42 protein-coding genes are annotated in these 26,233 nt (G+C 62.8%); 2 read left to right on the forward strand and 40 right to left on the reverse strand.

The features are described from left to right. Nucleotides 1-74 precede the first annotated feature (74 nt). Genes EPJ54_RS03180 through EPJ54_RS03220 form a run of 9 tightly spaced genes read right to left on the reverse strand, consistent with a single transcriptional unit; the run spans nt 75 to nt 7,569 of the window. The gene (locus EPJ54_RS03180; RefSeq protein WP_135210214.1) at nt 75-791 is read right to left on the reverse strand and encodes an ATP12 family chaperone protein; all 717 of its coding nucleotides are present in this window, start codon (nt 789-791) and stop codon (nt 75-77) included. Nucleotides 792-795: 4 nt separating this feature from the next. Then, nucleotides 796-2,598 carry a tetratricopeptide repeat protein gene (locus EPJ54_RS03185; RefSeq protein WP_135210215.1) on the reverse strand — a complete coding sequence of 601 codons (1,803 nt, stop codon included), beginning with the start codon at nt 2,596-2,598 and terminating at the stop codon, nt 796-798. After that, entirely contained in the window at nt 2,595-3,590 is a 996-nt protein-coding gene (locus EPJ54_RS03190) for an RluA family pseudouridine synthase (protein ID WP_135210216.1), read from the reverse strand. The genes EPJ54_RS03185 and EPJ54_RS03190 overlap by 4 nt, the downstream gene beginning before the upstream one ends. After that, on the reverse strand, nt 3,587-3,946 hold the full coding sequence (gene crcB, locus EPJ54_RS03195) for a fluoride efflux transporter CrcB (RefSeq protein WP_135210217.1): 360 nt from the start codon (nt 3,944-3,946) through the stop codon (nt 3,587-3,589). The genes EPJ54_RS03190 and crcB overlap by 4 nt, the downstream gene beginning before the upstream one ends. Beyond that, nucleotides 3,943-4,458 carry a CC0125/CC1285 family lipoprotein gene (locus tag EPJ54_RS03200; protein ID WP_135210218.1) on the reverse strand — a complete coding sequence of 172 codons (516 nt, stop codon included), beginning with the start codon at nt 4,456-4,458 and terminating at the stop codon, nt 3,943-3,945. Before EPJ54_RS03200 ends, crcB begins: the two co-directional genes overlap by 4 nt. A gap of 47 nt (nt 4,459-4,505) precedes the next feature. Then, nucleotides 4,506-5,219: an RluA family pseudouridine synthase gene (locus EPJ54_RS03205; protein WP_239590735.1), complete on the reverse strand. Its 714-nt coding sequence runs from the start codon at nt 5,217-5,219 to the stop codon at nt 4,506-4,508. Then, entirely contained in the window at nt 5,216-5,506 is a 291-nt protein-coding gene (locus EPJ54_RS03210; protein ID WP_135210220.1) for a DUF6958 family protein, read from the reverse strand. Before EPJ54_RS03210 ends, EPJ54_RS03205 begins: the two co-directional genes overlap by 4 nt. A 15-nt stretch (nt 5,507-5,521) precedes the next feature. Next, nucleotides 5,522-6,268: an SIR2 family NAD-dependent protein deacylase gene (locus EPJ54_RS03215; RefSeq protein WP_135210221.1), complete on the reverse strand. Its 747-nt coding sequence runs from the start codon at nt 6,266-6,268 to the stop codon at nt 5,522-5,524. After that, on the reverse strand, nt 6,265-7,569 hold the full coding sequence (locus EPJ54_RS03220; RefSeq protein WP_135210222.1) for a replication-associated recombination protein A: 1,305 nt from the start codon (nt 7,567-7,569) through the stop codon (nt 6,265-6,267). The genes EPJ54_RS03215 and EPJ54_RS03220 overlap by 4 nt, the downstream gene beginning before the upstream one ends. Nucleotides 7,570-7,707: 138 nt before the next feature. On the opposite strand from EPJ54_RS03220, the gene EPJ54_RS03225 reads away from it, so the two are divergent. Further along, on the forward strand, nt 7,708-8,004 hold the full coding sequence (locus EPJ54_RS03225) for a hypothetical protein (protein ID WP_135210223.1): 297 nt from the start codon (nt 7,708-7,710) through the stop codon (nt 8,002-8,004). A gap of 7 nt (nt 8,005-8,011) precedes the next feature. On the opposite strand, the gene EPJ54_RS03230 is transcribed toward EPJ54_RS03225, so the two are convergent. From EPJ54_RS03230 to EPJ54_RS03275, 10 genes are all read right to left on the reverse strand, one after another. Beyond that, the gene (locus tag EPJ54_RS03230; RefSeq protein ID WP_239590736.1) at nt 8,012-9,475 is read right to left on the reverse strand and encodes a Do family serine endopeptidase; all 1,464 of its coding nucleotides are present in this window, start codon (nt 9,473-9,475) and stop codon (nt 8,012-8,014) included. A 61-nt stretch (nt 9,476-9,536) separates the two neighbouring features. Next, a complete protein-coding gene (locus tag EPJ54_RS03235; protein WP_239590737.1) occupies nt 9,537-10,001 on the reverse strand; it encodes an SRPBCC domain-containing protein in 465 nt (154 codons plus the stop codon). Continuing rightward, the gene (locus EPJ54_RS03240; protein ID WP_135210225.1) at nt 9,998-10,336 is read right to left on the reverse strand and encodes an ArsR/SmtB family transcription factor; all 339 of its coding nucleotides are present in this window, start codon (nt 10,334-10,336) and stop codon (nt 9,998-10,000) included. Before EPJ54_RS03240 ends, EPJ54_RS03235 begins: the two co-directional genes overlap by 4 nt. Next, nucleotides 10,333-10,806: a VOC family protein gene (locus EPJ54_RS03245; RefSeq protein WP_135210226.1), complete on the reverse strand. Its 474-nt coding sequence runs from the start codon at nt 10,804-10,806 to the stop codon at nt 10,333-10,335. Before EPJ54_RS03245 ends, EPJ54_RS03240 begins: the two co-directional genes overlap by 4 nt. A gap of 96 nt (nt 10,807-10,902) precedes the next feature. After that, a complete protein-coding gene (locus EPJ54_RS03250; RefSeq protein WP_135210227.1) occupies nt 10,903-12,144 on the reverse strand; it encodes an alkaline phosphatase family protein in 1,242 nt (413 codons plus the stop codon). A 43-nt stretch (nt 12,145-12,187) separates the two neighbouring features. Then, nucleotides 12,188-12,607: a 50S ribosomal protein L17 gene (gene rplQ, locus EPJ54_RS03255; protein WP_135210228.1), complete on the reverse strand. Its 420-nt coding sequence runs from the start codon at nt 12,605-12,607 to the stop codon at nt 12,188-12,190. 35 nt (nt 12,608-12,642) lie between these two features. Beyond that, nucleotides 12,643-13,662, reverse strand: coding sequence for a DNA-directed RNA polymerase subunit alpha (locus tag EPJ54_RS03260; RefSeq protein WP_135211175.1), 1,020 nt, complete (start codon nt 13,660-13,662; stop codon nt 12,643-12,645). Between the two features lie 65 nt (nt 13,663-13,727). Continuing rightward, nucleotides 13,728-14,117 (reverse strand): 30S ribosomal protein S11, encoded by a 390-nt coding sequence (gene rpsK, locus EPJ54_RS03265; protein ID WP_135210229.1) that lies wholly within the window; start codon nt 14,115-14,117, stop codon nt 13,728-13,730. 12 nt (nt 14,118-14,129) lie between these two features. Beyond that, complete coding sequence (gene rpsM, locus EPJ54_RS03270) at nt 14,130-14,510, reverse strand: 30S ribosomal protein S13 (RefSeq protein ID WP_135210230.1); 381 nt, start codon at nt 14,508-14,510, stop codon at nt 14,130-14,132. A gap of 111 nt (nt 14,511-14,621) precedes the next feature. After that, on the reverse strand, nt 14,622-15,038 hold the full coding sequence (locus tag EPJ54_RS03275) for a winged helix-turn-helix transcriptional regulator (protein ID WP_135210231.1): 417 nt from the start codon (nt 15,036-15,038) through the stop codon (nt 14,622-14,624). Nucleotides 15,039-15,113: 75 nt separating this feature from the next. Here EPJ54_RS03275 and EPJ54_RS03280 point away from each other — a divergent pair, with 75 nt between their 5' ends. Continuing rightward, on the forward strand, nt 15,114-15,680 hold the full coding sequence (locus tag EPJ54_RS03280; protein WP_135210232.1) for an NADPH-dependent FMN reductase: 567 nt from the start codon (nt 15,114-15,116) through the stop codon (nt 15,678-15,680). 105 nt (nt 15,681-15,785) lie between these two features. On the opposite strand, the gene EPJ54_RS03285 is transcribed toward EPJ54_RS03280, so the two are convergent. The 21 genes from EPJ54_RS03285 to rplD form a co-directional block, all read right to left on the reverse strand. Beyond that, entirely contained in the window at nt 15,786-16,343 is a 558-nt protein-coding gene (locus EPJ54_RS03285) for an adenylate kinase (RefSeq protein ID WP_135210233.1), read from the reverse strand. Beyond that, a complete protein-coding gene (gene secY / locus EPJ54_RS03290) occupies nt 16,340-17,692 on the reverse strand; it encodes a preprotein translocase subunit SecY (RefSeq protein ID WP_135210234.1) in 1,353 nt (450 codons plus the stop codon). Before secY ends, EPJ54_RS03285 begins: the two co-directional genes overlap by 4 nt. A gap of 63 nt (nt 17,693-17,755) precedes the next feature. Then, nucleotides 17,756-18,241, reverse strand: coding sequence for a 50S ribosomal protein L15 (gene rplO, locus EPJ54_RS03295; RefSeq protein WP_135210235.1), 486 nt, complete (start codon nt 18,239-18,241; stop codon nt 17,756-17,758). Nucleotides 18,242-18,268: 27 nt separating this feature from the next. Further along, nucleotides 18,269-18,454 carry a 50S ribosomal protein L30 gene (rpmD, locus tag EPJ54_RS03300; protein WP_135210236.1) on the reverse strand — a complete coding sequence of 62 codons (186 nt, stop codon included), beginning with the start codon at nt 18,452-18,454 and terminating at the stop codon, nt 18,269-18,271. A 3-nt stretch (nt 18,455-18,457) separates the two neighbouring features. Next, nucleotides 18,458-19,159, reverse strand: coding sequence for a 30S ribosomal protein S5 (gene rpsE / locus EPJ54_RS03305; protein ID WP_135210237.1), 702 nt, complete (start codon nt 19,157-19,159; stop codon nt 18,458-18,460). Between the two features lie 10 nt (nt 19,160-19,169). After that, nucleotides 19,170-19,535: a 50S ribosomal protein L18 gene (gene rplR, locus EPJ54_RS03310; protein ID WP_135210238.1), complete on the reverse strand. Its 366-nt coding sequence runs from the start codon at nt 19,533-19,535 to the stop codon at nt 19,170-19,172. Between the two features lie 3 nt (nt 19,536-19,538). Beyond that, nucleotides 19,539-20,072 carry a 50S ribosomal protein L6 gene (rplF, locus tag EPJ54_RS03315; RefSeq protein WP_135210239.1) on the reverse strand — a complete coding sequence of 178 codons (534 nt, stop codon included), beginning with the start codon at nt 20,070-20,072 and terminating at the stop codon, nt 19,539-19,541. After that, a complete protein-coding gene (gene rpsH, locus EPJ54_RS03320) occupies nt 20,072-20,467 on the reverse strand; it encodes a 30S ribosomal protein S8 (RefSeq protein WP_135210240.1) in 396 nt (131 codons plus the stop codon). The genes rplF and rpsH overlap by 1 nt, the downstream gene beginning before the upstream one ends. 12 nt (nt 20,468-20,479) lie before the next feature. After that, nucleotides 20,480-20,785 (reverse strand): 30S ribosomal protein S14, encoded by a 306-nt coding sequence (rpsN, locus tag EPJ54_RS03325; RefSeq protein WP_135210241.1) that lies wholly within the window; start codon nt 20,783-20,785, stop codon nt 20,480-20,482. Nucleotides 20,786-20,835: 50 nt separating this feature from the next. Continuing rightward, complete coding sequence (gene rplE / locus EPJ54_RS03330) at nt 20,836-21,390, reverse strand: 50S ribosomal protein L5 (protein WP_135210242.1); 555 nt, start codon at nt 21,388-21,390, stop codon at nt 20,836-20,838. Then, nucleotides 21,383-21,712 carry a 50S ribosomal protein L24 gene (rplX, locus tag EPJ54_RS03335; protein ID WP_135210243.1) on the reverse strand — a complete coding sequence of 110 codons (330 nt, stop codon included), beginning with the start codon at nt 21,710-21,712 and terminating at the stop codon, nt 21,383-21,385. The genes rplE and rplX overlap by 8 nt, the downstream gene beginning before the upstream one ends. Continuing rightward, on the reverse strand, nt 21,712-22,080 hold the full coding sequence (gene rplN / locus EPJ54_RS03340) for a 50S ribosomal protein L14 (protein WP_135210244.1): 369 nt from the start codon (nt 22,078-22,080) through the stop codon (nt 21,712-21,714). The genes rplX and rplN overlap by 1 nt, the downstream gene beginning before the upstream one ends. Before the next feature lie 3 nt (nt 22,081-22,083). Continuing rightward, nucleotides 22,084-22,323: a 30S ribosomal protein S17 gene (gene rpsQ, locus EPJ54_RS03345; RefSeq protein ID WP_135210245.1), complete on the reverse strand. Its 240-nt coding sequence runs from the start codon at nt 22,321-22,323 to the stop codon at nt 22,084-22,086. A gap of 3 nt (nt 22,324-22,326) precedes the next feature. Beyond that, nucleotides 22,327-22,536: a 50S ribosomal protein L29 gene (gene rpmC / locus EPJ54_RS03350; RefSeq protein ID WP_167755549.1), complete on the reverse strand. Its 210-nt coding sequence runs from the start codon at nt 22,534-22,536 to the stop codon at nt 22,327-22,329. Continuing rightward, nucleotides 22,536-22,952 carry a 50S ribosomal protein L16 gene (gene rplP, locus EPJ54_RS03355; RefSeq protein WP_135210246.1) on the reverse strand — a complete coding sequence of 139 codons (417 nt, stop codon included), beginning with the start codon at nt 22,950-22,952 and terminating at the stop codon, nt 22,536-22,538. Before rplP ends, rpmC begins: the two co-directional genes overlap by 1 nt. A gap of 6 nt (nt 22,953-22,958) precedes the next feature. Beyond that, complete coding sequence (gene rpsC / locus EPJ54_RS03360; RefSeq protein ID WP_135210247.1) at nt 22,959-23,768, reverse strand: 30S ribosomal protein S3; 810 nt, start codon at nt 23,766-23,768, stop codon at nt 22,959-22,961. Further along, nucleotides 23,768-24,166, reverse strand: a complete 399-nt coding sequence (rplV, locus tag EPJ54_RS03365; protein WP_135210248.1) for a 50S ribosomal protein L22 — start codon at nt 24,164-24,166, stop codon at nt 23,768-23,770. The genes rpsC and rplV overlap by 1 nt, the downstream gene beginning before the upstream one ends. Before the next feature lies 1 nt (nt 24,167). After that, the gene (gene rpsS / locus EPJ54_RS03370) at nt 24,168-24,446 is read right to left on the reverse strand and encodes a 30S ribosomal protein S19 (RefSeq protein ID WP_135210249.1); all 279 of its coding nucleotides are present in this window, start codon (nt 24,444-24,446) and stop codon (nt 24,168-24,170) included. Nucleotides 24,447-24,451: 5 nt separating this feature from the next. Beyond that, nucleotides 24,452-25,288, reverse strand: a complete 837-nt coding sequence (gene rplB / locus EPJ54_RS03375) for a 50S ribosomal protein L2 (RefSeq protein WP_135210250.1) — start codon at nt 25,286-25,288, stop codon at nt 24,452-24,454. 1 nt (nt 25,289) lies between these two features. Then, nucleotides 25,290-25,586, reverse strand: a complete 297-nt coding sequence (locus tag EPJ54_RS03380) for a 50S ribosomal protein L23 (RefSeq protein WP_135210251.1) — start codon at nt 25,584-25,586, stop codon at nt 25,290-25,292. After that, nucleotides 25,583-26,233, reverse strand: a complete 651-nt coding sequence (gene rplD / locus EPJ54_RS03385) for a 50S ribosomal protein L4 (protein ID WP_135210252.1) — start codon at nt 26,231-26,233, stop codon at nt 25,583-25,585. The genes EPJ54_RS03380 and rplD overlap by 4 nt, the downstream gene beginning before the upstream one ends.

The raw sequence follows: 26,233 nt of genomic DNA on the forward strand, positions 1-26,233 counted from the left end.
GCGCTCCCGCAGATGCATTCGGCATCGGGGTAACGCCCATGTTGCGCTGCCGCAAGCCCGCGCCCTGACGCGGTTTAGGCCAAAGCCGCCACGAAGCGCGCAAGGGCCTCGAACTCGGCCCTCTGTCGCGCCAAACGCGCCTGAGCTTCCGCATCGGCGCCCCACTTTTGTTGCGACCAGAGATGGTCGAGTGCTGCCGCTTCGAAAGCTGCCGTAGGCGTCACTTTCTGATGCAGCACCGCGAAACCAATGATGGCGGAGCCGCCAAGGCCCGTAGCTTGCGCGAGTGCGGTGAGGTGGAAATCGTCCAGCGCGAGTGCGGCGGCGCGCAGTTTCGCCAGCTCACCTTGCGGCACGTCAGCGGGCAGAATGCCGGTGACGACGGGCAGATCGGCGCCGACATACGCATGCAGCCAATCGCGCAGCGACGACCAATGCGCGTCCTGGTGCGCGACGAGTTCAACTGGCGACGCGGCGCGATGGCAACAGAGATCGGTTTCACCGAATTTGGCAATGTAGTCGGCCACCTCCTCACGCTTGGACGCCGTCGCATCGATCGCGGCGAAGGCGAATTGCGTGAGCGGCATGCGCGTGGGGATGATGTGTTCGCCTTGCGCGTTCCATTCATCGACCATCGCGTCGGCCAGCGCGCGCGTGGGCGCGACGAACGCCGCGCCCTTCGGCGTCTTCAGGCGGCGCTCATCCAGCTTCAGCGCAAAGCCGCCGTCCGCTTCGATGACGCAGGCGTGCTCGTAGAATTTGCGCGGGTACGTGATGACAGGTGTTTCCATGATCTCAGCTCGGGACGATGTCGAAGGCCGCGCTCAGGCGCTCTGGACCTTCGAACGCAGACGTGCCGTGCCACATATAGGAAGGAAAGAGCACCAATTGCCCCAGCTTGGGCTCCAACCATTTCTCCGGACCGCAATTGGACGGCGCCTTGTTCGGCTCGCCAAATTTGAGCCAACCATTGCGCACGTCTTTCGGCCGCTCTGGCGGCATGATGGCGACGTAGTACGCGGAACTGATCCAGCCCCTATCGTGGACGTGATTGGGTAAATAGCCGTCTTTCTGCACGCGTGCCGACCAAAGGCCCTGAAAACGGAAACGCTCCCGCGTGCGACGCAGGAACGGATGGTGCGGCTCGGCCTTGAGGCGCGAAATGTAATCGCGCACCGCACCTTCGACGGCATTCAGGAAGCCTTTGATGGCGGGGTCCGGCGAGTGAAGCAGATTGCGGTTGGTCTGCGAGCCGTTCGGGATTTGATAATCGAGCGGGTTCACGCCGCGATGCTGCGCGCGCAGCACGTCCGCCAGAGACGTGTTGAAATTCTCAGCGGTGAAATAGCCGCGCGGCGGCGCGATCTCGTACGTGCGCACAAAGCGATCGTAGTCGCAGATCGTCGGATAGAAGGCGTCGCCGGTCATGCGCAGCGCGACGGCTTCGCAGGCGATCAGATATTGCTCGTCCTGATCCTCTTGGCGCAGCGCACCGACGATGTGCAACGCTTCGTCGGGACGCCCAGCGCGCAGCAATGTCGAAAGCAGATTGCGCTGGGCGCTGCGCGATTGCGGCGCGAGCTCGGCCACGCGGCGGAGCGCCTTCAGCCCCTCTTCCGGCTGGTTGAGCTCATCCATCACAATGCCATAGGCGCTCAGCAAGGCCGGCGTATCGGGCGCCATGCGGATGGCGTGCTCTAACGTGTCGCGCGCGCGTTCGCGCAAGCCGGCGCGATGCAGCGAATCCGCGATCACCAAGCGCAGACCTATGTCGCTCGGCCGGTTGGCCCACGCGTCTTCCAAGGGTGCGGTGCTGTTTTCGCCTTCGCCGCGCAGGAAACGCATCCGCGCAAGCGTGCTGTAGAGCGGGTGCGACGCAGGCCAGAGCTCCAGCGCCTGCTCGATCACCGCCTCGGCTTCTTTCTTGCGACCCTCGGCATAGAGCGTGCGCGCGTAATTGTGCGCGAGATCGGCGGAATCCAGATCCTTCTTGGCCAGGCTCTCATAAATATCGAGCGCTTCTTTGATGCGTCCGATGCGCTCCAGGGCGTTGGCGTAATTGTAGCGGAGGCCCCTGAACTTCGGCCCACACTGCAATGCGGCCAGCGCGTCGTTCAGCGATTCTTCGAACTTCTCCTGGCGACGATGCACCTGAGAAAGCAGCGTCCAGGTTTCAGCATTCGGCTCGGCGTGCACGCACGTGCGCGCTTCGCGCTCCGCTTCCGCGATTTCGCCAGACGCCAACAGGCACTGCACCAGATTGATGCGCACCATCGTCACTTCCGGTCGCAGCGCGATGGCGGCGCGATAAATGCGCACGGCCTCGGCATAATTGCCGCGCGCCTGGAGGACGACGCCCAGATCATTGTAGTAGGCGCCCTCGCCTAGCGCGTGGGCCACGGCGCTGCGGAAATGGCGTTCGGCTTCTTCGAGCTGATTGCGCGCCTTCTTGATCAGTCCCATCAGATGCAGCGCTTCAGCGTCGGTCTTCAGCGTCTTCAGCACCGGCGCGAGCAAACGCTCCGCGCCCTCCGCGTCGCCTTGGGTCAGCAATTCGCGACTGGCCAAGGCGATGGCGGAGGCCTCCGCCGTATTCATCGAGCGCCCTCGAAGGGTTCAAACGGGTCTTTGGCGTCGCGCTCGTCAAAGCCCAGCAGATCGAAGATCGCTTCCATGTGCGGCGCAAGCGGCGCGATGACCTTCAGCTCACCGCCGGATGGGTGCGGCAAGCGCAGCGCGCGGGCATGCAGCAAAAGCGCGCCGGTCAGATCGTTCGGGGTCGGCCGATCGCATTTGTATTTCGGGTCGCCGGCAATGGCGTGGCCCATCTCGGCCATGTGGAAGCGCAATTGGTGCGTCCGCCCCGTCACCGGCCGCAGCGCCACCCACGACGCGCGGCCCGCCGCCTCGGAGAGCACGACGTATTGCGTGATCGCGTGCACCGCGCCTTCGTCCCATTGCACGGCGCGCTGCATCATCTCGCGATCCGCATCGTGTGCGCCGGGCGCTTTACGCATCCATGAGCGCAACTCGCCAATCTTAGGCCGCGGGCTGCCGACGACGATTGCCCAATAGATCTTATCCGTATCGCGATCGCGGAACGCTTCACCCAGAAACGCCGCCGCGCGCGGATGGCGGGCGAGCACGAGGCAGCCGGACGTGTCGCGGTCCAAGCGATGCACGAGCTTGGGGCGCTTCTCGTTCTCGAACTTCAGGCCATCGAGCATGCCGTCGATATGGCGCAGCGTCTTCGCGCCGCCTTGCACGGCGATGCCGTGCGGCTTGTTCAGCACGATGACGTCGTCGTCCTTGTGCAGCACGAGCGAGCGGATGAAGTCCTCGTCCTTGCGCGAGAGCCCGCTCGGCGGCGCTCGTTCGGCCGCTTCCGGGATCGGAGGAATGCGAACGCTCTGGCCGGGCGACACGCGATCGGACGCCTTCACGCGCGCGCCATCGACCCGCACTTGGCCAGTGCGGATCATCTTCTCGACCTGGCCTTGTGTCAGATGCGGGTAGCGGCGGCGCAGCCAGCGGTCGATCCGCGCCACGCCATCGTCTTCGCCCACTTCGACGGTCTCGACCGACCTCATATGCGCCCCAAACTATAACCCAACCAGCACGCGCCCACGCTCAGGATGAGCGAGGCCAACACGTAGAGCATGGCTTGCGCTGGTCCCTGCTCCATAAGCCGCACCGTCTCCAGCGAAAACGCCGAAAACGTGGTGAAGCCGCCCAGAATGCCTACGCCAAGGAGCAGACGCAGTTCTTCCTGCCCGGGTCCGATGCGCGCAGCCAGGAGCCCCATGGCGAGACCGCCAACGATGTTAACCGTCAACGTCCCCCACGGAAAACCGAGTCCGAGCCAGCGGGCCGCGGCAAAGCCCACGCCGTAGCGCGCGACCGAACCCAACGCCCCGCCAAGGGCCACAAGCAACACCTGCATCATTGAGCGGGCGCGAGCCTTGCGCGAATGTTCGCGGCGACCGACCGCGCATCATACGCATTCGGATCGTCCGGCTTCACGCCCTCGCCAAACCGCACTTCAAGCGTCGCCGATTGCGCGCGTTGTTGTGACGAACCAACGCCGATCGGCAAATTGACGCCAACGCTTACGCCACCACCGCTACGCCCGCCCCACGAACCAGCACCAATACCCACACCGACACTCGGTCCGGAGCGCCGCGCAGCGGTGTCTTCATCGAGCGTGCGGCGATCGACCCAGAACCAGTCGCGCCCATTCTGCAATGTGAGATCAGCGGCGCGCAGCAACGCGTAGTCCTGCACGAGCGCTGCGTCCGCTGCGCCCGGCGCGCGATAGGTCACGAAATAGCGGTTCGACTCGATCGCGGTTTCGGAATAGCCGGCAGCGCCTGCGCGCGTGGCGGGCGTGTACGTGGGCGTCGAGGCGCACGCGGTCAGCGCCAGCGCGGCGGCGACAATCAGGACGTGTCTAAGCATGGGAGCGCTCCTTGCTGGAATCCCTCGGGGACATCCTAGCAGGTAGATCAGGCGCGCGCCTGCTCAAGGCCAAGTGATTGGAGCGCATTCTGGAAGGCAGGCGGCGGCGGCGCTTCGAACGTGCGCCGTCCGCCCGTCGGATGCGGGAGATCGAGCGCAGCCGCATGCAGCATCAGGCTTGGGATTTCGACGCCGCCGAGGCTGAAGAGTCCGCCATATTTGCCGTCAGCGGCGATGGGGCGGCCGATCGCCGCCAGATGTGCGCGAAGCTGGTGCATACGGCCGGATTCGGGGTGAAGTTCCACCAGCGCGGCGGCAGTGATGGCGCTTATCGTTTGATAGCGCGTCAGCGCGCTTTGGCCGTCACGGGCGACCTCCATGATGTCGAGGCCGCGGCGTGAGGATTTTTTGAGCGCGACATTGATCTCACCGGCAGCCGGCTCCGGCGCGCCGCCACAGACGATCGCGAGATAGGTTTTGCGCGCATCGCGGCTCGCGAAGGCTTCCGACAGAAAGGCTGCTGCCGGCTTCGTGCGCGCAGCGACGATCACGCCGGAGGTCTCGCGGTCGAGGCGATGCGCCAAATGCGGCCGCTTGCCATTCGATTTGGCGAAGGCGCCAAGCAAGTCTTCTAGGCTGCGCGTGACACCGGAGCCGCCCTGCACCGCGAGGCCAGCGGGTTTGTTGAAGACGAGCACGTGCGCGTCTTCATGGATCAGAAGCGACCGTGCGTACTCAAAGTCTGCCGAGGAGAGAGTCACGCGCGGCGCCATCGCAATGGTTTCGTCGCTTCGCGCACCACAAGCCCTTTGGCTTCCAAATCGAGTTGTACAGTCTTCGTCCACCACGTCGTGGTGGTTCCCGGGAATGTTTCCAAGGAGAGCGCATCGCGCATGGCCGTCATCATTTCGTGCTGCGTCATACCCGGCGGCTTCTTCGGTAGCGCTTTGAGCATGGCGGTGCGCGCAGCGGCGTATTTTACGGCGTCCACACGCTCGGTCTTGCCGGGGTGATTGACGTTCTCAACCAGCGTCATCTGGCGCGACATTTCACCCCTCCTTACTCATTTCAGCAACGCCAATGTCTCAGTGAGCAGCGGTCCGATCTCCTCTTGCAGCGACAGGTCGGCGATACGATCGAAATCGGTCGGATCGCGGTTCACGATCGCAAGGCGCGCGCCAGCCTCCTTGGCGATCAGCGGTAGCCCTGCTGCGGGAAAAACCACCAGAGATGAGCCAAGCACAAGGAAGAGATCGCAACGCTCAGCATGCCACGTCGCGCGCGCCATTTGCTCTTCGGGCATGGGTTGGCCGAAGGAGATGGTCGCGGTTTTGAGCAGACCGTTGCATAGCGTACAGGTGATTTCTTCGGCTGCGCGCCAGCGCGGCTCCAGCTCGGCGAGCTCATAACGCTGCCCGCACTCCAAGCACTTGGCGTAAGAGGCGTTGCCATGCACCTCGATGACATCGTCCTCGGGCGCACCGGAATCCTGATGCAGATTGTCGACGTTCTGCGTGATGATGGATTTGACCTTGCCGCCTTTGAGCAGCGTGGTGACGGCGTGATGGCCGGCGTTGGGCTGCGCGCCGGTCCAACCAGCCGTGCGGTTGAATACGCGCGTCCAGGCCTCGCGGCGCGCATCACGCGAGCGCACGAAGTCCTGAAACATGATCGGCTTCATCTTGCTCCACACGCCGCCCGGACTGCGGAAATCGGGAATGCCGCTTTCCGTCGAGATACCGGCGCCGGTGAAGACGACGATGTAACTCGCATCATTGATCTTGCGCGCCAGCGCTGCCGCGGCCCTCATTCCTTACGCTCCGCGCGGATCTTCGCCCAATGCTCGAGGCGTTCCCTGATCGCGCCCTCGCGGCCTCGGCCTTCCGGTTTGTAGAACGCGCGGCGCTTCATCTCATCGGGGAAATAATTCTGACCGGAGAAGCCGCCCTCGGCGTCATGGTCGTAAGTGTAGCCCGCGCCGTAGCCCAGCTCCTTCATGAGCTTTGTCGGCGCGTTGCGGATGTGCATGGGCGGGCCCAACGCGCCAGTGTCTTGGGCTGCGGCTTTGGCTTGCTTCCAAGCGGTGTAGGCCGCGTTCGATTTTGGCGCGGTCGCCAGATGGATCACAGCTTGCGCCAGGTGCAACTCCGCTTCCGGCGGGCCAATGAAATGCACAGCGTCCTTGGCGGCGTTGGCAATCAACAGCGCGGTGGGATCGGCGAGACCAATGTCCTCCGCCGCGGCGCGAACCAGGCGCCGCGCGATGAAGAGCAAATCCTCGCCGCCGTCGACCATGCGCGCCAGCCAATAGAGCGCCGCATCCGGATCGGAGCCGCGTATGCTTTTGTGCAGCGCTGAGATGAGATTGTAGTGCTCCTCGCGATCCTTGTCGTAAGCCGGCGCGCGCTTCTGCAGCAATTCGCCCAACGCTTTCGGGTCGAGCGATTGCACCGCCTTCAGCGCAAATAATTCCTCCGCCAGCGTCAGCATGTACCGGCCATCGCCATCGGCGAGATTTGTGAAGGCGATGCGCGCGTCGTCTGTGAGCGGCAGTTTTTTTCCGAGCAATTCCTCGGCGCGCTGCAACAGCATTTCCAGTGCGTCGCTATCCAAGCGCTTCAGCACAAACACCTGCGCGCGCGAGAGCAAAGCAGCGTTGATCTCGAAGCTTGGGTTCTCGGTGGTCGCGCCCACCAACGTCACCACGCCCTGCTCCACGTACGGCAAGAAGCCGTCCTGCTGGGCGCGATTGAAGCGGTGGATTTCATCCACGAACAGCAATGTCGATTTGCCTGAGGCGCGGCGTCCCCGCGCGGTCTCGAACGCCTTTTTCAGGTCGGCGACGCCCGAGAACACGGCGCTAATCTGCTGGAACTCCAGCCCCGTTTCTTCCGCCAGCAGCCGTGCGATCGTGGTCTTACCGACGCCGGGCGGTCCCCAGAGGATCATGGACGCGAGCCGCTTCTGGCCGACCATCCGCCCGATCGGCCCTTCCGGTTTCAGCAAATGGTCCTGGCCGACGACTTCGCCGAGTTTGCGCGGGCGCAAGCGCTCTGCCAAAGGCGTGGGCGCGCCCTGGTCCAGGCCGGCGGCGGCGAACAAATCAGACATTCCGCCTTAGATAGCATCAATCCGCTGGTTCGCCCGGGTCACAATGAAGCGCTTTCGCTCAGGCGGCCAACACAACCACTTGGCGAGCCGCGAAGCGGTGATTACGGTTCCGCTCAACGTCTTCTCGTGGAGCCTCCGATGCACATCCTCGCCATACTTTTGATGCAGGCCGTTCTCGCCGAACCGATCGCGCCACCGACCGCCCCGGCTGAGCCTGCTGCAGCCGAAGCGCCCGCGGACGCGACGGCTCCGGCTGCGGAAACCACCAATGACGCCCCGCAATATCGTTGCGAGCGTCGCGCGCCGACGGGTCAGCGCCTGGCGCGTCGGATTTGCACGCCAATCGATGACGAACGCGAGGAGGCCACCCGGGACACGGTGCGGAATTTCGGAACCCGCACTTCAAGCGGCGCCGGAATGCTCGGCGGCAATTAAGTCGTCTTTAGAATCGGATCGTAGCGCGCTGGCCGTTGCGTTCCACGCCAATCACCCATGATCGGCCTTGCGTCATCGCGCGGTCGAGTTGGGCGGCGTCGCGGATCGGCTGGCCGTTGATCTCGTCGATGATGTCGCCCGGACGGAAGCCGATACGGGCGGCGACGCCGCGGCGATCGAGTGCTTGGATGAAGACACCGTCCGCGAATGGGTCGAGGCCCGAGGCCTCAGCCGTCGCCGGTGTGAGCGTGACCACCCGCGCGCCAGCTAACGGGTGGCGTCCCTGCAGCTCGCGCGCTTCCGGGGAGCCGCCTGGAGGCGCTTCGGCATTGGCGGTGAGCGTCACTTGCCGTCCGTCGCGCAGCACCGTGAGCGGCACCCGCGATCCCGGGCGCTGGGTCGCGAACTGATAACGAACAGCAGCGTCGTCGCGAACCGAGGCGCCCGCGACAGAAAGTATGACGTCACCGTTGCGCAAGCCGGCACGCTCGCCAGCGGAGCGCGGGTAGAGGTCCGTGACCAGCACGCCTTCGGGCCGCGGCAGCCCCATCGAGCGCGCCAATTCTTGGGTCATGTTCTGCAATCGAGCGCCGAGCCAAGGGCGCACCACGCTGGTGCCGCCAGAAACCGCAGATTCCACCACACGGCGCACCATCTCCGCCGGAATGGCGAAGCCGATGCCGCTGGAGCCGCCGCTCTCGGAGAAGATCGCGCTATTGATGCCGACGAGCGAGCCGCTCATGTCCACCAGCGCGCCGCCGGAATTGCCGCGATTGATGGCGGCGTCGGTCTGGATGAAGAACGCATAATCGGAGATGCCGACATCAGTGCGCGCAAGCGCCGAGATGATGCCGCTCGTGACTGTCTGTTCGAGGCCATACGGATTGCCGATGGCAAGCACGAGATCGCCGACTTGCAGATTGTTCTGCGTGTCCGCGAACGGCAGCGTCGGCAGACGCGCGCCGCCGGTGTTGATGCGCAGCACAGCGAGATCCACGCGTGGGTCGGCGAGCAGCAATTCGGCGTCGAATTCGGTGCGGTCGGCCATGACGACCTTCAGCGATTGCGCGCCTTCGATGACGTGGTTGTTGGTGACGATGATGCCGTCATTGCGAACGATGACGCCGGAGCCCAGCGATTGCTCGACGCGCGGGGCGCTGAAGCGGCCAAAGAACGGATCGCGCGACATAGCGCGGGTGACACGCTGCGCATAGACGTTCACGACTGCGGGGCTTGCGCGTGTGACCACCGGCGCAAACGAAAGCTGCACCTCGCCGCGATTGCTGGGCGCTGCGCGCACCAGCGGCTCAGCCTGCACCAATTGCAGCATCGGCTCGCCGCTCGCTTGCTGCTGCGCTGGCGCTTGGATGGTGTCGGCGATCGGCGCGATAGCCAGTGCGCCGCCGGCAAAGCCCGCGACCAGCGCGATAAAGGGAGACGCTTTGAGCAAACCCGCCCGGGTGATTTTCATGACTCAGCCTCGTTTTGCGGGCCGGATCATGCCCCGCCGCATGGCCGAAACGTGGCGAAGTTCAGACCGCGGGCAGACGTTCGCCGAAGCGCGCCAGAAGCGTGCGCCAATGTTCGGCCTGGCGCTGCTGAAACACCATTAAAGGGAAGCCATGCCGAGCCACGTGCGCCTGCGGAATCGCGTCCCAGCCGCGGTGCTCGACGGTGACTCGCGTCTCATCCCCCACGGGCTCGAACCGCACTGTGACGTCGGTCTGCTGCTCGGGCCTGAACGTCGCTTGGCGCCAGGTGAAGGAGAGTCGCTCACCGGGCGCCCATGCGGTGACCTTGCCGATCTCGAAGACCTTGCCGTTGGGCAGCGTCGTGATCAGGCGCTGTTGACCTTCGAAACTCAGAACGCCATCGCCGCGCGGCGTAATCTGAAAAAGCCCCTTGGGCCGCCACCAGGCGGCGATCTCCTGCGTGAAAACCTCAAACGCTTCATCTGGCGTCGCCTTCACACGCAACGAGACGATGACGGCGCTCACTTCCGCTTCTTTTCGATGTGCGCTTTGAATGCGCCGAGTTGCTGCGCCCATAGGCGCTCCGTTTCGGCCAGCCATGTCTTGAGGTCGCTCATGGCCCCCGCCTTCAACGTGTAGATGCGCACGCGCGCATCGAACTCAGGATGGGTTTCTTCGACCAAACCGCTTTGCTTCAGCGCGCGCAGATGACGGCTCATCGCCGGCGCCGGGAGTCTCAGCGCATCCGCCAACTCGCCAGCGCGGCGCGGGCGCTCACCTAGGAGCTCGACCACGCGCCGCCGCGCCGGATCGGCCAGCGCGGCGAGGGTCGTATCCACAGTGCGCGGCTTGGCGCTCATAAGCGCGTTTGGGTCTTCATGCCGCCGCCAGCGGCCTTGTCCCATTCGTCGGGCGACATTTCCTGCAGCGTGACGCCGAACGTCCAGATGTGGCCTTCCGGATCACGCGCGCGATAGGTGCGATCGCCGTAGAATTGCGTGTCTGGGGCCTGGAGAATTTCTGCGCCAGCTTTGCGCGCGCATTCGCAATGCGCATCCACGTCTTCGCCGCGCGCCAATTGCACATGCACAGTCTGCGTATTCTTGCCGCCCATCGATTTTGGGCTCTTGTGATCGGCGCTCCATTCGTTGCCGATCATGACGACGCTCTCGCCGTACCTCATCTCGGAATGCACGAGGTTCTCGTTTTCATCGAGAATGACCATCAACGGCTCGAAGCCGAACGCCTCCTCCAGCCAGTGAAATGCGGCCTTCGGATCGACGTAGCAGACAGCGCTCGAAAGACCCTTGGGACGATATAGGTCCGACATGACGACCTCCTTAAGCCCAGCGATAATATTTCTACTATTTGATAAATATCGAGTCAAACGAAAACGGACCGCCTGCCTGTGGCGGCCCGCTTGAGCTTAGTGCGCCAACGCGCCGTTGAAATCAGCCATGTCGCCTTGGTTCGCTTCGGGCGCCACGCCTGCGAGGCGCGCTAACAGTGGATAGACAGACACGTTAGGGAACTTCGCCAGCGTCACGCCGTCCGCGAACGCGGGGCCATGCGCCAGGAAGATCGCCGCCATCTCGGGCGCGTCTGGGTCGTAGCCGTGCGCGCCGAGGGATGAGCCGCCGTATTGCGAGAGCTGCGTGCTGCGATAACGCCAGCCGATATCGGCCATGCACATGATCGCGGGCACACGACGATGGGCGCCGAAATCGAAACGCGCCGGCAATTCGCCTTTGCGCCAGCACTCGCCATGGGCGCCGCGGCCCACCAAAGCTTGCGCGACTTGCGCTTCCTGTCCTGTCAGCGGCGTCACGCCAAGAATTTGGCCGTCAAAGATCACGCGCGCTTGCGCCGGCGTGATGAGCGCATCGACGTCGATGATCGCATTCGGCTCGAGTCGCGCCATGCCGTGATCTGCGGCGATCACAAGATTGGCGCGATCGGCGTAACCACGCGCGCGCAGGCCGGCGAGCAAACGGCCGAGCGCTGCGTCCACCTCAGCAGCGGCGGCGCTGGTCTCGATCGCGTCCGGTCCCCAACGATGGCCCGCCGTGTCGACGATGTCGAAATAGAGCGTGAAGAAGCGTGGGCGTTGCTCTGCCGGCAGATCGAGCCACGAGAGCAAAACATCCACGCGCGAGAAGCTCGGCATGGACTGATCGAACACGCGATACTGGCTAGGGCGTTGCCCCTGAATTTCATACTCGCTGCCCGGCCAGAACATCGTGCCCGCGCGCACGCCCTGGCGCTCGGCGCTCACCCAGATCGGCGCGGCGTCGTTCCACCAGATCGGGTCACTCGCGACCGCGCGATCGCTGAGCGTGAAGACAACGCCCGGACGCTCTGGATCCTCCATGCGATTGTTGATCAGGCCGTGATGATCGGGCGTCCGGCCCGTCACCAACGTGTAATGGTTCGGGAAGGTGACGGACGGAAAGCTCGGCGACATCGAGCCGCGCACGCCCTCGGCCGCCAACTGCGACATCACGGGCGTCTCGCCGCGATCCAGATAATCGGCGCGAAAGCCGTCGATACCGATGAGGATGGTGATCTCTTCAGGCGCTGCGCCGTTGGTCGGAGGCGAGGAAGCCGTCGCGCAGGCCGCGAGAGCGACGACGCTGAGCGCAAAAACAAAAGAGCGGAGCCAGTTCATGGCTCCGCTCTTAATCTCAACGCGTGACAGATGCGATACGCAATCAGCCTTCGTCGGTGTAGATCGCTTCCGGACGCGGGCCGCTGTCTTGGCCGCGCGCGCTTTCATCACGATCCACGAATTCGATCACCGCGAGCGGGGCGTTGTCGCCATAGCGGAAGCCCGCCTTCAGCACGCGCGTATAGCCGCCGGCGCGGGCGCTGTAGCGCGGCGCGAGCGTCTCAAACAGCTTCTTGGTTTGCGTTTCGTCGCGCATGCGCGAGAGCACCAAGCGACGCGCGCCCAGATCGCCCTTCTTCGCCAGCGTGACCAGACGCTCGACCACCGGGCGAAGCGCCTTCGCCTTCGGCAGCGTCGTCACGATCTGCTCGTGCTTCACCAGAGCGGCCGCCATGTTGGCGAACATCGCCTGACGGTGGCTGGCCGTGCGGCCGAGCTTCTTATGTCCTGTACCGTGACGCATTGTCTTTTCCTCGCCGGGTGGGCCCCGGCTCTCCGTTAGATTTGGTCTTCGTACTTCTTGGCGAGATCTTCAATATTGTCCGGCGGCCAATTCTCAACCGCCATACCGAGGTGCAGGCCCATCGACGCCAGCACTTCCTTGATCTCGTTCAGCGACTTGCGGCCGAAGTTCGGGGGGCGGAGCATTTCCGCTTCGGACTTCTGAATCAGGTCGCCGATGTAAACGATGTTGTCGTTCTTCAAGCAATTCGCCGAGCGCACCGAAAGTTCGAGTTCGTCGACCTTCTTGAGCAGCGCCGGGTTGAACGGCAGATCCGGCTTCTCACCGCCTTCCTTCTTCGCCTTCGGCTCCTCGAAGGTGATGAAGACCTGCAACTGGTCCTGCAGGATGCGCGCAGCGTACGCGATCGCATCTTCCGGACGAATGGCGCCGTTGGTTTCGACTTCGATGATCAACTTGTCGTAGTCGAGCACTTGGCCTTCGCGGGTGTTTTCTACGCGATAGGCGACGCGCTTCACCGGCGAGTAGATCGAGTCGATGGCGATGAGGCCGATCGGGGCGTCATCGGGACGATTCTTCTCGGCCGGGACGTAACCCTTGCCGTTGTTGATCGTCAGTTCCATGCGGATCGAAGCGCCGTCATCGAGCGTGCAAATGACGTGGTCGGGGTTCAGGATTTCCATATCGGAAACCGTCTGAATGTCGCCGGCCTTCACTTCGCCAGGGCCCGTCTTCGTCAGCATGACGCGCTTGGGGCCTTCGCCGCGCATACGGATCGCGGTTTGCTTCAGGTTGAGCACGATGTCGGTGACGTCTTCGCGCACGCCTTGGATCGAGCTGAACTCGTGCACGACGCCGTCGATTTGCACCGACGTAATCGCAGCGCCCTGCAGCGACGACAGCAGCACGCGGCGCAGCGCGTTGCCCAACGTCATGCCGAAACCGCGCTCCAGCGGCTCAGCGATAAGAATCGCACGGCGCGCAGCGTCATACGAATGCTCGATCACCGGCTTTTTCGGCCGGATCAGCTCGAGCCAATTCTTTTCAATCGACATCATGCTCATGGTTTTCCAATCAACAGGCGCTCGCGAACGACGCGCGCAGCCCGACTGAACTTAAATTAGACGCGACGACGCTTCGGCGGACGGCAGCCATTGTGCGGGATCGGCGTCACGTCGCGGATCGACGTCACGGTGAAGCCGACAGCTTGCAGCGCGCGCAGTGCGCTTTCGCGACCCGAACCCGGACCAGACACGTTCACTTCGAGCGTGCGCATGCCGTGCTCCATCGCCTTGCGGCCCGCATCTTCAGCGGCGACCTGCGCGGCGTACGGCGTCGACTTGCGCGAGCCTTTGAAGCCCATCGTGCCGGCGCTCGACCACGAGATCGTGTTGCCTTGCGCGTCGGCGATCGTGATCATCGTGTTGTTGAACGACGCATTCACGTGCGCAACGCCAGTGACGATGTTCTTACGCTCACGCTTCTTAACGCGTGTTGCTTCCTTAGCCATTGCGGCGTGTCCTTACTTCTTGGTCGCTTGCTTCTTGCCGGCGATCGGTTTCGCCGGGCCTTTGCGCGTGCGCGCGTTCGTGTGCGTGCGCTGACCACGGACCGGGAGGCCGCGGCGATGACGCAGGCCGCGATAGCAGGCCAGGTCCATCAAGCGCTTAATGTTGGTCGCGGTCTCGCGGCGAAGGTCACCCTCCACCGTGTAGTCGCGGTCAATGGTTTCGCGGATTTGGAGCACTTCTGCGTCCGTCAATTCGCTGACGCGACGTTCCGGCGTGATGCCGACCTTGTCGCAGATTTCCTTGGCGTAGTGACCACCGATCCCATGGATGTATTGGAGCGCGATAACCACGCGCTTCTGGGTCGGAATGTTTACGCCGGCGATACGTGCCATGTGGCAGGGCTCCAAAACGCAATAGGCGCGACGCCGCCGGATCGTTTGATCCGGGGACATCGCGGTTCAGTGTTCGCGAAGGGCGTGGTTATAGCGGGGCGAAATGCCGCGTCAACCAGCCGAAACACGCTTTTCCTGCGGCGGATCGGCATCCGCAGCAGCGTCAAATCGGGTGCGTGCCGCCATAATACAAGGCTGGTGGCGCATGGCCCAATCGCCGAGCGCAGCGACGGGGATCAGCAGGTCTTTTCCGAGGTCCGTGAGCTCATAATCGACCCGCGGCGGGATGCTCGGCGTCACTGTGCGGCGCACGATACCGTCGCGCTCCAAACCACGCAATGTGAGCGTCAGCATACGCTGCGAGATGCCGTTAATGCCGCGCTTGATTTCGTTAAACCTTTTCGGGCCGTGGCCGAGCATCATGATGATCAGCACGGTCCATTTATCCCCTACCCGCGAAAGGATCTCACTCACCAACCGGCAATCGGCGGACGCGGGATCAGGGACATGAGTGTTACCGAGTGACATTTCCGTGCCTTCTTGTGGGGTCCTTGTGGGCACTCATATAGCCCTGGTCACCTTCTTATACCAGGGGATCAAACAATGACCACCAAAGTAGCAGTCGTCGTCGGTAGCCTCCGTAAGGACTCCGTCAATCGTATCTTCGCCGAGGCGCTGGGCAAGCTGGCCCGCCCGAAGCTCGAGTTCCATTTCGTCGAGATCGGCGACCTGCCGCTCTATAACCAGGACCTGGAAGGCGACCTTCCGGCCCCTGTCCAACGCTTCAAGCGCGAGATCGAAGCCGCCGACGCCGTCCTACTCGTCACGCCGGAATTCAACCGCACCTTCTCGGCCGCACTGAAGAACGCAATCGAATGGGGCAGCCGTCCGTGGGGCAAGAATTCCTGGGCCGGCAAACCCGCCGCCATCATCGGCGCGACTTTGGGCGCTGTTGGTACGGCCGCGGCGCAATCGCAACTTCGCAGTGTCGCCGGCGCCATTGGCCTGCACGTGATCGCCAACCCCGAAATCTACATCAGCTTCCAGGAAGGCCAGGTCGTGAATGGCGAGATCGCTGACGGCGGCTTGAAGCAGCTGCTGAATGGCTGGGTCGATGGCTTTGCCGGTTGGATCGGCCGTCTCACCGGCCCCGTGCGCGCCGCCGCTTAACGCTTAAGCCGCGCGTCCCACCCGCACCCTCGTACGGATGCGCGCAAGCCCTTCTCGCTACCCCCGGAGCGAGGAGGGCTTTTTCTTTGCGATGAGAGTAAAAATTTAGAGCGCCTTCGCGATCGCGGCGGCAACGGTTTCGACGTCGGCCATGCCGTCCACGCCTTTCAACTTCCCGCTCTTTTCGTAATACGGCACGAGCGGCGCGGTTTGCGCAAAGTACGCATCGAGGCGCACTTTGTAAGCCTCGGGATTGTCGTCGGCGCGGCCTTCCTCAGCGAAGCGCTTGGCGATGCGCGCCATCAGTTGCTGTGAATCCACTTCAAGACGAATGACGCGATCGATTTGCTTGCCATGCTTGGCGAGCATCGCGTCGAGCGCTTCGGCCTGCGCAACCGTGCGCGGGAAGCCGTCAAAGATGAAACCTGGCGCGCCCTTGTTGTTGGCGAGCGCTTCTTCGATCAGCGCAATCACGATCTCGTCGGACACGAGCGAACCCGAATCCATGATCGCTGCAACTTTGGTCCCAAGCTCCGAACCGGACTTGCGCGCCGCGCGCAGCATGTCGCCGGTCGAAAGTTGAACGAAGCCCCGCTCAGCCGTGAGCCGCTTCGCCTGCGTGCCCTTACCGGCTGCAGGCGGGCCGAACAGGATCAGGTTCATTTCTTGAGCACTCCCCCCCCGCTGCCGCGTAGCTTCGACCGTTTAATCAGCCCCTCATATTGGTGGGCGACCAGGTGCGATTGGATCTGTGCGACAGTGTCGAGCGTTACCGAGATGACGATCAGAACCGACGTGCCCCCCAGATAGAATGGCACGGCGTAATACGAGATCAGAATTTCAGGCAGCAAACAGACGAGCGTGATGTAGCCGGCGCCAATAACGGTGAGGCGCGTCAACACGTAGTCGAGATATTCGGCCGTTTTCTTGCCCGGGCGAATGCCCGGCAAGAAGCCGCCGTACTTGCGCAGATTGTCGGCCGTCTCTTCCGGATTGAACACGATCGACGTGTAGAAGAAGCAGAAGAAAATGATGCCCACGGCGTAGAGCGCCATATGGCCCACTTTGCCGTAGCCGAAATAGGCTTCGAACGTCGTCAGCCATTCCGGCGCATTAGCGCCCATACCGGCGAAACTCGCGACCGTCGTCGGCAACAACAGAAGCGATGAGGCGAAGATCGGCGGAATGACGCCAGCGGTGTTGATCTTGAGCGGCAGGAACGAGCTTTCGCCCATGAACATGCGATTGCCCTGCTGGCGCTTCGGATATTGGACGACGAGACGACGCAGCGAGCGTTCGATGAAAACGATGAACACGATCACTGCAAGCATCACGGCCGCGATCGCGAAGATCGCGAACGGATTGATGTCGCCGGTGCGGGCCAATTCGAGCGATTGCAAAATCACGCGCGGGAATTCCGCAACGATGCCGGTGAAGATGATGAGCGAAATGCCGTTGCCGACGCCGCGCGCAGTCACCTGCTCGCCCAGCCACATCAAGAACATCGTGCCGCCCGTAAGCGTGATCACGGTGGACGCGATAAAGAAGAGGCCTGGATTGCTGACCACGCCAGGGCTCGAAGAAAGACCGATGGCGATGCCGTACGATTGCACCAGCGCCAACACGAGCGTGAGATAGCGCGTGTATTGATTGAGCTGCTTGCGGCCGACTTCGCCTTCTTTTTTCAAACGCTCAAGAGACGGCACTGAAGTGGCCATCAGCTGAATGATGATCGACGCCGAAATATACGGCATCACGTTCAAGGCGAAGATCGCCATCCGTTCCACGGCGCCGCCGGAGAACGTGTTGAACATGCCTAGAATGCCGCCCGCCTGCTGCTGGAACGCATTGGCGAAAGCGGTCGGGTCAATGCCCGGGATAGGGATGAAAGTGCCGATGCGATAAACAACGAGCGCGATCAGGGTGAACCAGATGCGCTTTTGTAGATCTGTAGCCTTCGCGAACGCCGCGAAGTTGATGTTTGCGGCAAGCTGCTCTGCGGCTGAGGCCATGTGGTCGCGCTGCTCCGAATCTTACCGGCGAGGCCGGCATACTCCCCGTCCGGAGAGCGAACCTTAGGCGGTTGCTGCTTCCGCCTTGGGCGGGTTCAGCAACGTCACCTTACCGCCGGCTTTTTCGACAGCAGCAATCGCCGCCGCCGAAGCGCCTGAAACGGTGATGTTCACTTTGGCTTTCAGCTCGCCGCGCGCAAGGAGGCGCACGCCGTCTTTCTTACGGCGCAGCACACCGGCCTCGACCAGCGTGTCTTCGGTAATTTCGCTCTTCGCGTCGATCTTCTTGTTATCAATCGCGTTTTGCAGCGTGGTCAGATTGATCCACTGCGTGTTCTTGCTGTTGAGCGCGTTGAACCCGCGCTTCGGCATACGCATGTGGAGCGGCATCTGGCCGCCTTCGAAGCCATTGATCGACACGCCGCGACGGGACTTTTGGCCCTTCACGCCGCGACCACCCGTCTTGCCCTTACCCGAGCCGACGCCGCGACCGACGCGCATCAGCTTCTTGGTGGAGCCCGGATTATCGGCCAGTTCGTTCAGTTTCATCGTACGTACTCCGACGGCTGCGCCGTCTTATTTCACGATTTCGACCAGGTGGTGAACTTTGCGGATCATGCCGTGGATCGACGGCGTATCCTCAAGCTCAACCACTTGGTTGGCGCGCTTCAGGCCAAGGCCTAGAAGCGTGGTGCGTTGCACGTTGTCGCGGCGGATCGGGCTTCCGACACGGCGCACTTTGATGGTTTTCTTCGCGGCCATCTCTTAGCCCTCCGCCGGCACGTCGCCGAGGCTCGCGCCGTCCTTACGACGGGCAACAAGGTCGGACACCTTCAGGCCACGGCGGTTTGCAACCTGACGCGGCGAGGTTTGGTTCTTCAGCGCGTCGATCGTGGCGCGCACCATGTTGTACGGGTTCGACGAACCCTTCGACTTGGCGACGACGTCCGAAACGCCCAGCACTTCGAGAACGGCGCGCATCGGGCCGCCCGCGATGAGGCCCTTACCGGCCGGCGCCGAGCGCAGCATGACTTTGCCCGCACCCCAACGGCCATCGCCGTCATGGTGCAGCGTGCGGCCTTCGCGCAGCGGCACGCGGATCATCGTCTTCTTGGCCTCTTCGGTCGCCTTGCGGATGGCTTCCGGCACTTCGCGCGCCTTACCGTGACCAAAGCCAACGCGGCCCTTCTTGTCGCCAACGACGACGAGAGCTGCGAACGCGAAGTTCTTACCACCCTTCACGACCTTGGCGACGCGGTTGATGGCGACCAGCTTATCGACCAGCTCGCCCTCAGCGCGCTCTTCGGGAGCTGCGTTGCGGTTGCGGTCATCGCGGCGCGGGCCACGATTGCCGCCCGGGCCACCAGGTCCACGGCCACCGCCAGCGCCGCCGCGGCGCGGGCCGCGCGGGCGTTGCTCGGAACCTGTGGCGTCGGCCGGCGGGCCGCCTGCGGTTTCGTCGGTCATCGATTCTACCTCAGAACTCGAGACCGCCCTCACGGGCGGCGTCGGCCAGCGCTTTCACGCGGCCATGGAATACAAAGCGGCCGCGATCGAACACGACGCTCTTCTTGCCAGCGGCAAGAGCGCGTTCGGCGATCAGCTTGCCGATGGTGGCGGCGCCCTCTTTGTCCGAGCTCTTCTTGCCGGACTTCTTGAAGGCTTCGTCAAGCGTCGACGCAGCTGCGACAGTCACGCCCTTCTCATCATCGATGAGCTGAGCCGAGATGTGCTTCGACGAGCGAAACACGGAAAGACGCAAACGGCCTTCGCCAGCCAGCTTCTTAAGCCGGGTGCGGTTGCGACGGGCGCGGTGCTCAGTGGGATTAAGCTTGCGGACCATGGCTTACTTCTTCTTGCCTTCCTTGCGGCGAATACGTTCGCCGGCATAGCGCACGCCCTTGCCCTTGTAGGGCTCCGGCGGACGGTAGGAACGGATTTCGGCGGCGGCTTGGCCGACGGCTTGCGGATCGATGCCGCTGACCTTGATTTCAGTCGGTTTCGGAGTGGCCAAAGTGATGCCTTCCGGCGCCACGTAAACGATCTCGTGGCTGTAGCCCAGCTGCATCTGCAAGTTCTTACCTTGCATCGCCGCACGATAGCCAACGCCGGTCATTTCGAGGTTCTTTTCGAAACCTTCGGAAACGCCCTTCACGTTGGCGGCCAACACAGCGCGCGTCGTGCCCCAGAGCGCGCGAGCGCGCGGAGTTTCGTGACGCGGCTTCACCGAGAGCTCGCCATTGCCGTACGCGACTTCGACATCGTCGTGCGCACGGAAGTTCAGCGTGCCCTTCGGACCCTTCACGTTCACGTCCTGGCCCTTTACCGTGATGGTGACGCCGTTCGGAGCGGGGATCGGTTTTTTGCCGAGGCGAGACATCAGTAAACCTCGCAGAGGATTTCGCCGCCGACATTTGCGTCGCGCGCAGCGTTGTCGCTCATCACGCCCTTCGGCGTGGAGAGTATCGAAATGCCAAGACCGTTACGCACCAGGCGCAGGTCCTTGATCGAGGAATAGACACGGCGGCCGGGCTTCGACACGCGCTGGATCTCATGGATCGCCGGCGCGCCTTCGAAATACTTCAGCTCGATCTCGAGTTCCTTGTGACCGTCGTTTTCGACTTCACGGAAATCGCGAATGTAGCCTTCGTCCTTCAGCACGTTGAGCACGCGGACGCGTAGCGTCGACGCAGGCGACACCAGCTTGGAGCGGCCACGCATCTGCGCGTTGCGGATACGGGTGATGAGATCGCCGACGGGATCGTTCAGATTCATGTGATCCCTCCCTTACCAGCTCGACTTGACCATGCCCGGGATCTGGCCGCTCGAGGCCAGTTCACGGAGCGCGATACGCGACAGTTTCAGCTTGCGATAGAACGCACGCGGACGGCCCGTCAGTTCGCAACGATTGCGCACGCGCGTCGGCGCGGAATTGCGCGGCAGCTGCGCCAGCTTCAGGCGCGCGTCGAAGCGTTCTTCCAAAGGAAGATCCTCGTTTAGCGCGGCCGCACGCAGCTTGGCGCGGCGCGCGGCGTACTTTTTCGCCAGACGTTCCCGCTTCTTGTTGCGTTCGATAGAGCTTGTCTTCGCCATACTCTTTCACTCTCTCCCGATGCGTTCTGGGGTGGATCAGCTCGCGCCGATCAGTTCCGGAACGGGAAATCGAATTCTTTCAGAAGGGCCTTGGCCTCATCGTCGGTGCGCGCGGTGGTGCAGACGATGATGTCCATGCCCCAGATTTGATCGATCTGGTCGTAGTTGATTTCCGGGAACACGATGTGTTCCTTGACGCCCATGGCGTAATTGCCGCGACCGTCGAAGCTTCTGCCGTTCAGACCACGGAAGTCCTTCACGCGCGGCAACGCGATCGTCACCAGGCGGTCGAGGAATTCGTACATGCGGTCCTTACGAAGCGTGACCTTCGCACCGACGCTCATGCCTTCACGCAGCTTGAACGCCGCGATCGACTTGCGCGCCTTCGTCGCCACCGGCTTCTGACCCGAGATCGCCGTCAGCGCCGCGATGGCGGAAGTGAGCTTCTTGGAGTCGGCCGTGGCTTCGCCCACGCCCATATTGATCACGATCTTGTCGAGACGCGGGATCTGCATCTCGTTCGTGTAATTGAACTGTTCGCGCAGGCTCTTCTTGATCTCGTTCTTGTAACGAGTCTTCAGCCGCGGCTCGTAAGCCTCAGACATCGATCTGCACTCCAGAACCCTTCGCGACGCGGACCTTGCGGCGCTGAGCGCCCTCGCCCACGAACTTGAACCCAACGCGCGTCGCCTTGCCCGTCTGCGGATCACGCAGCGCGACGTTTGAAATGTGAAGCGGCGCTTCCTTAGCGATCACGCCGCCTTGCGGATGCGCGACGTTCGGCGCGGTGTGGCGCTTGGCCATGTTCACGCCTTCGACCAGCACGCGCTGCTCTTCGGTGAGAACCTTCAGCACCTTGCCGGTGCGGCCCTTGTCCTTGCCGGCGAGCACGACGACGGTGTCGTCCTTCTTAATACGAGCGGCCATTAGAGGACCTCCGGCGCGAGCGAGATGATCTTCATCTGGTTCTTCGCGCGCAGTTCGCGCGGCACCGGTCCGAAGATACGCGTGCCAATCGGCTCGCCTTGGTTGTTGATCAGAACCGCAGCATTCGAGTCGAAGCGGATGGTCGAGCCGTCCTTGCGCTTGATGTCCTTCGACACGCGCACGACGATCGCCTTGCGGACATCGCCCTTCTTCACCCGGCCGCGCGGCATCGCTTCTTTGATGGAAACGACGATGATGTCGCCCACGGTGGCGTAGCGGCGCTTCGAGCCGCCCAGCACCTTGATGCACATCACGCGCTTGGCGCCGCTGTTGTCGGCGACGTCCAGATTGGTTTGCATCTGGATCATGGCTTACGCTCCGACGCGTCCGACCACTTCCCAGCGTTTCAGCTTGGACTTGGGCGGGCATTCTTGAATGGTGACGACTTCGCCAGCCTTGAAGGCATTGGCTTCATCATGGGCGTGGAACTTCGCCGAACGACGAACCGTCTTCTTGAGGAGCGGGTGCAGATAGGTGCGTTCCACCTGCACGACGACAGTCTTGTCGCCCTTGTCGCTCACAATCGTTCCCTGCATCACGCGACGTGGCATGGCTTAAACTTTCGCTTTCGGTGACTTTTCGCGGAGCGCGGTCTTCACGCGTGCAACCGCGCGGCGGACTTCGCGGATACGCGAGGATTTCTCGAGCTGACCGGTGGCTTGCTGGAAGCGCAGATTGAACTGCTCCTTCTTCAGCTTGCCCAGCTCTTCTTTCAAACGAGCGGAGTCCATATCCCGGACGGTCTTGATGTCAGCTTCAGCCATTAGAGACCCTCCACGCGCGCGATGATCTTGGTCTTGACCGAAAGCTTCGCAGCGCCGAGGCGCAGCGATTCACGGGCGACCGCTTCCGGCACGCCGTCGATCTCGAACATGATCCGGCCAGGCGCGACACGCGCGGCCCAGAATTCCGGCGAACCCTTACCTTTACCCATGCGGACTTCGATCGGCTTCTTGGAGACCGGAACGTCCGGGAAGATACGAATCCACACGCGGCCTTGGCGCTTCATTTCACGCGTGATCGCGCGGCGGGCCGCTTCGATCTCGCGCGCATTGACGCGGTTCGGCTCAAGCGCCTTCAGGCCGAATTGGCCGAAGTTCAGAGCGGCGCCGCCCTTGGTGTTCCCTTTGATCCGGCCTTTGAAGGCGCGGCGGAACTTGGTTTTCTTAGGCTGCATCATGACGGGTTAGCCTTCCGAATCCGAGCCGGCTTCTTCGCCGCCGCGCGGCGGACGACGGCCGCGACGCGGGCGGTCAGCGCCCGGACGATCTTCACGCGCACCACGCGGGCCGCGGTCATCACGATCGCGACGCTCACGGCTCTCGCCGGTTTCCAGCGCGCGCTTGTCTTGCGCCATCGGGTCGTGCTCGAGGATCTCACCTTTGAAGATCCAGACCTTCACGCCGATCTTACCGTAGGCCGTGTCAGCTTCGGTGAAGCCGTAATCGACATCGGCGCGCAGCGTGTGCAGCGGCACGCGGCCTTCGCGGTACCATTCCATGCGCGCGATTTCCGCGCCGCCCAGACGTCCCGAGACGTTGATGCGAATGCCTTGCGCACCCAAGCGCATGGCCGATTGCATCGCGCGCTTCATGGCGCGACGGAACGCAACGCGGCGCTCAAGCTGTTGAGCAACGCCTTCAGCGACGAGGTTCGCATCCGTTTCCGGCTTGCGGACTTCGACGAGGTTCAGGTGAACCTCAGCGCCCGGCGCCATCTTCGAGAGCTCCTTGCGGAGCTTTTCGATGTCCGCGCCCTTCTTGCCGATCACGACGCCCGGTTTGGCGGTGTGGACGGTGACGCGGCACTTCTTCAGCGGGCGCTCGATGATGATCTTCGAGATGCCGGCCGCCTTCAACTTTTCGCGCACGAACTGACGGATCTTGAGGTCTTCGTGCAGCAGGCGCGCGTAATCCTTCGTGTTGGCGTACCAACGCGAATCCCACGTGCGGTTGACGCCGAGGCGCAGACCGATCGGATTGACTTTCTGACCCATTATGCGGCCTCAGCAGTTTCGGGCTGCTTCGTGGTGTCACGGAGCACGATGGTGAGTTGGGAGAAGTGCTTCTCGATGCGAACGCCGCGACCGCGAGCGCGGGCGTGCATGCGCTTCATCGTGATGTTCTTGCCGACATGCGCTTGCGCAACAACGAGGCCGTCGACGTCGAGGCCGTGATTGTTTTCAGCGTTGTCGATCGCCGACTTCAGGCACTTCAGCACGTCCTTGGAGATGCGCTTTTGCGAGAAGCGGAGTTCGTTCACCGCCTTCTCAGCGCTCAGACCACGGATCGACTGGGCGACCAGATTGAGCTTTTGCGGGCTGATACGAAGCGTGCGCAGAACTGCGCGCGACTCGTTCGAGGCCTGCTTCGGAGGAGCCTTGGGCTTGCTCATCTTACTTCCTCTTGGCCTTCTTATCGGCGCCGTGGCCGAAATAGTTCCGCGTCGGCGCGAATTCGCCGAGCTTGTGGCCGACCATGTCTTCGCTCACGAGCACCGGCGTGAATTGCTTGCCGTTGTGAACTTGGAAGGTGAGGCCGACGAATTGCGGCATGATGGTGGAGCGGCGCGACCAGGTCTTGATGGTCTCGCGACGAGCACTGCCAGCGGCCTTCTCGGCCTTTTGCAGCAGATAACCGTCGACGAACGGGCCTTTCCAAACAGAACGCGGCATCTGGATTAGCTCACTTTCTTCGAGTGACGACGACGGACGATCAGGCGATCCGACGGCTTGGTTTTGCGGGTCTTGGGACCGCGGGTCTTCTTGCCCCACGGCGTAACAGGGTGACGGCCGCCGGAGGTCTTGCCTTCACCGCCGCCGTGCGGGTGATCGACCGGGTTCATGGCGACGCCGCGAACGCTCGGCTTACGGCCAAGCCACTTCGAACGGCCAGCTTTGCCCCAGACTTCGTTCATGTTGTCGGGGTTCGACACAGCGCCGATCGTAGCCATGCAGATGTCCTGCACCATGCGCACTTCGCCCGAGGCCATACGAATCTGAGCGTAGCCAGCGTCACGGCCCACAACTTGAGCGTAGGTGCCGGCCGAACGCGCCATTTGAGCGCCCTTCAACGGCTTCAGCTCGATGTTGTGAATGATCGTGCCGACCGGGATCGCCTTCAGCGGCATCGCGTTGCCCGGCTTCACGTCGACCTTCTCGCCGGCGACGACGGTGTCGCCAACCTTCAAGCGTTGCGGCGCGATGATGTAGGCAAGCTCGCCATCGGCGTACTTGATCAGCGCGATGAACGCGGTGCGGTTCGGATCGTACTCAAGACGCTCGACCGTCGCTTCCACACCCCACTTGCGGCGCTTGAAGTCGATCATGCGGTACGTGCGCTTGTGACCGCCGCCGTGACGGAACGCAGTGACACGACCGACATTGTTACGGCCGCCTGACTTGGTCAGACCTTCAGTCAGCGCCTTAACCGGCTTGCCTTTGTGCAGCTCGCTGCGATCAACGATCACAAGCTGGCGGCGACCCGGCGAGGTCGGGTTGAATGTCTTGAGCGCCATCTCAGAGCCCCGTCGTCACGTCGATGGAATAACCGTCGAGCAGGGTCACGACCGCGTTCTTGTGGTCGCTGCGCTTGCCCGGGACGCCACGGAAAAACTTGGTCTTGCCTTTGCGGACGATGGTGTTCACCGCGCCCACTTTGACGTTGAACAGCTTTTCAACGGCTTCCTTGATGTCTTTCTTCGTCGCGCTGAGCGGCACGCGGAAGACGACCTTATTCTGCTCGGAAAGCAGCGTGGCCTTTTCCGTGATCACCGGCGCGAGAATGGTGTCGTAGTGCTTGTTGAGCGCGCTCATGCCGCAGCTCCCTTAGCTTCGGTTTTCTTGAAGCGCTCGTGGATGGCGTTCACGGCGTCTTGCGTCAGAACCAGTTTGTTGGCGCGCAGGATATCGTAAACGTTCAGACCAGCGTTCGGCAGCACATCCACGTACGGGATGTTGGCCGCGGCGCGGGCGAAGTTTTGATCGACCTCGGCGCCGCCGATGATGAGAACTTTGTCCAGCTTCAGACCGGCGAGCTGCTTCTTCAGCGCGGCCGTCTTCGGCTCCTTCACCGCGATTGTATCGAGCACGACGATATCGCCGGCATTGGCCTTCGCCGACAGCGCGTGACGCAGCGCGAGCGCGCGGAACTTCTTCGTCAGATCGTGCGAGTAATCGCGCGGCAGACGATTGTGGGCGTGACCACCGCCACGGAAGATCGGGGCGTTCTTCGAGCCGTGACGGGCGCCACCCGTGCCCTTTTGCTTATAGAGCTTGGAGTGTGTGACCGACACTTCGCCGCGCGATTGCGTCTTGTGCGTACCGGCGCGGCGCTTGGCGAGCTGGTACTTCACCATGCGCTGCAGGATGTCGCCACGGACTTCCTTGATGCCGAAGATGGCGTCGTCGAGATCGACGGAGCCGGCCTTCTTGGCGTCGAGAGTTTGAACGTCGAGTTTCAT

Origin of the sequence: Vitreimonas flagellata (assembly GCF_004634425.1) — a bacterium.
GTDB classification, from domain to species: domain Bacteria; phylum Pseudomonadota; class Alphaproteobacteria; order Caulobacterales; family Aquidulcibacteraceae; genus Vitreimonas; species Vitreimonas flagellata.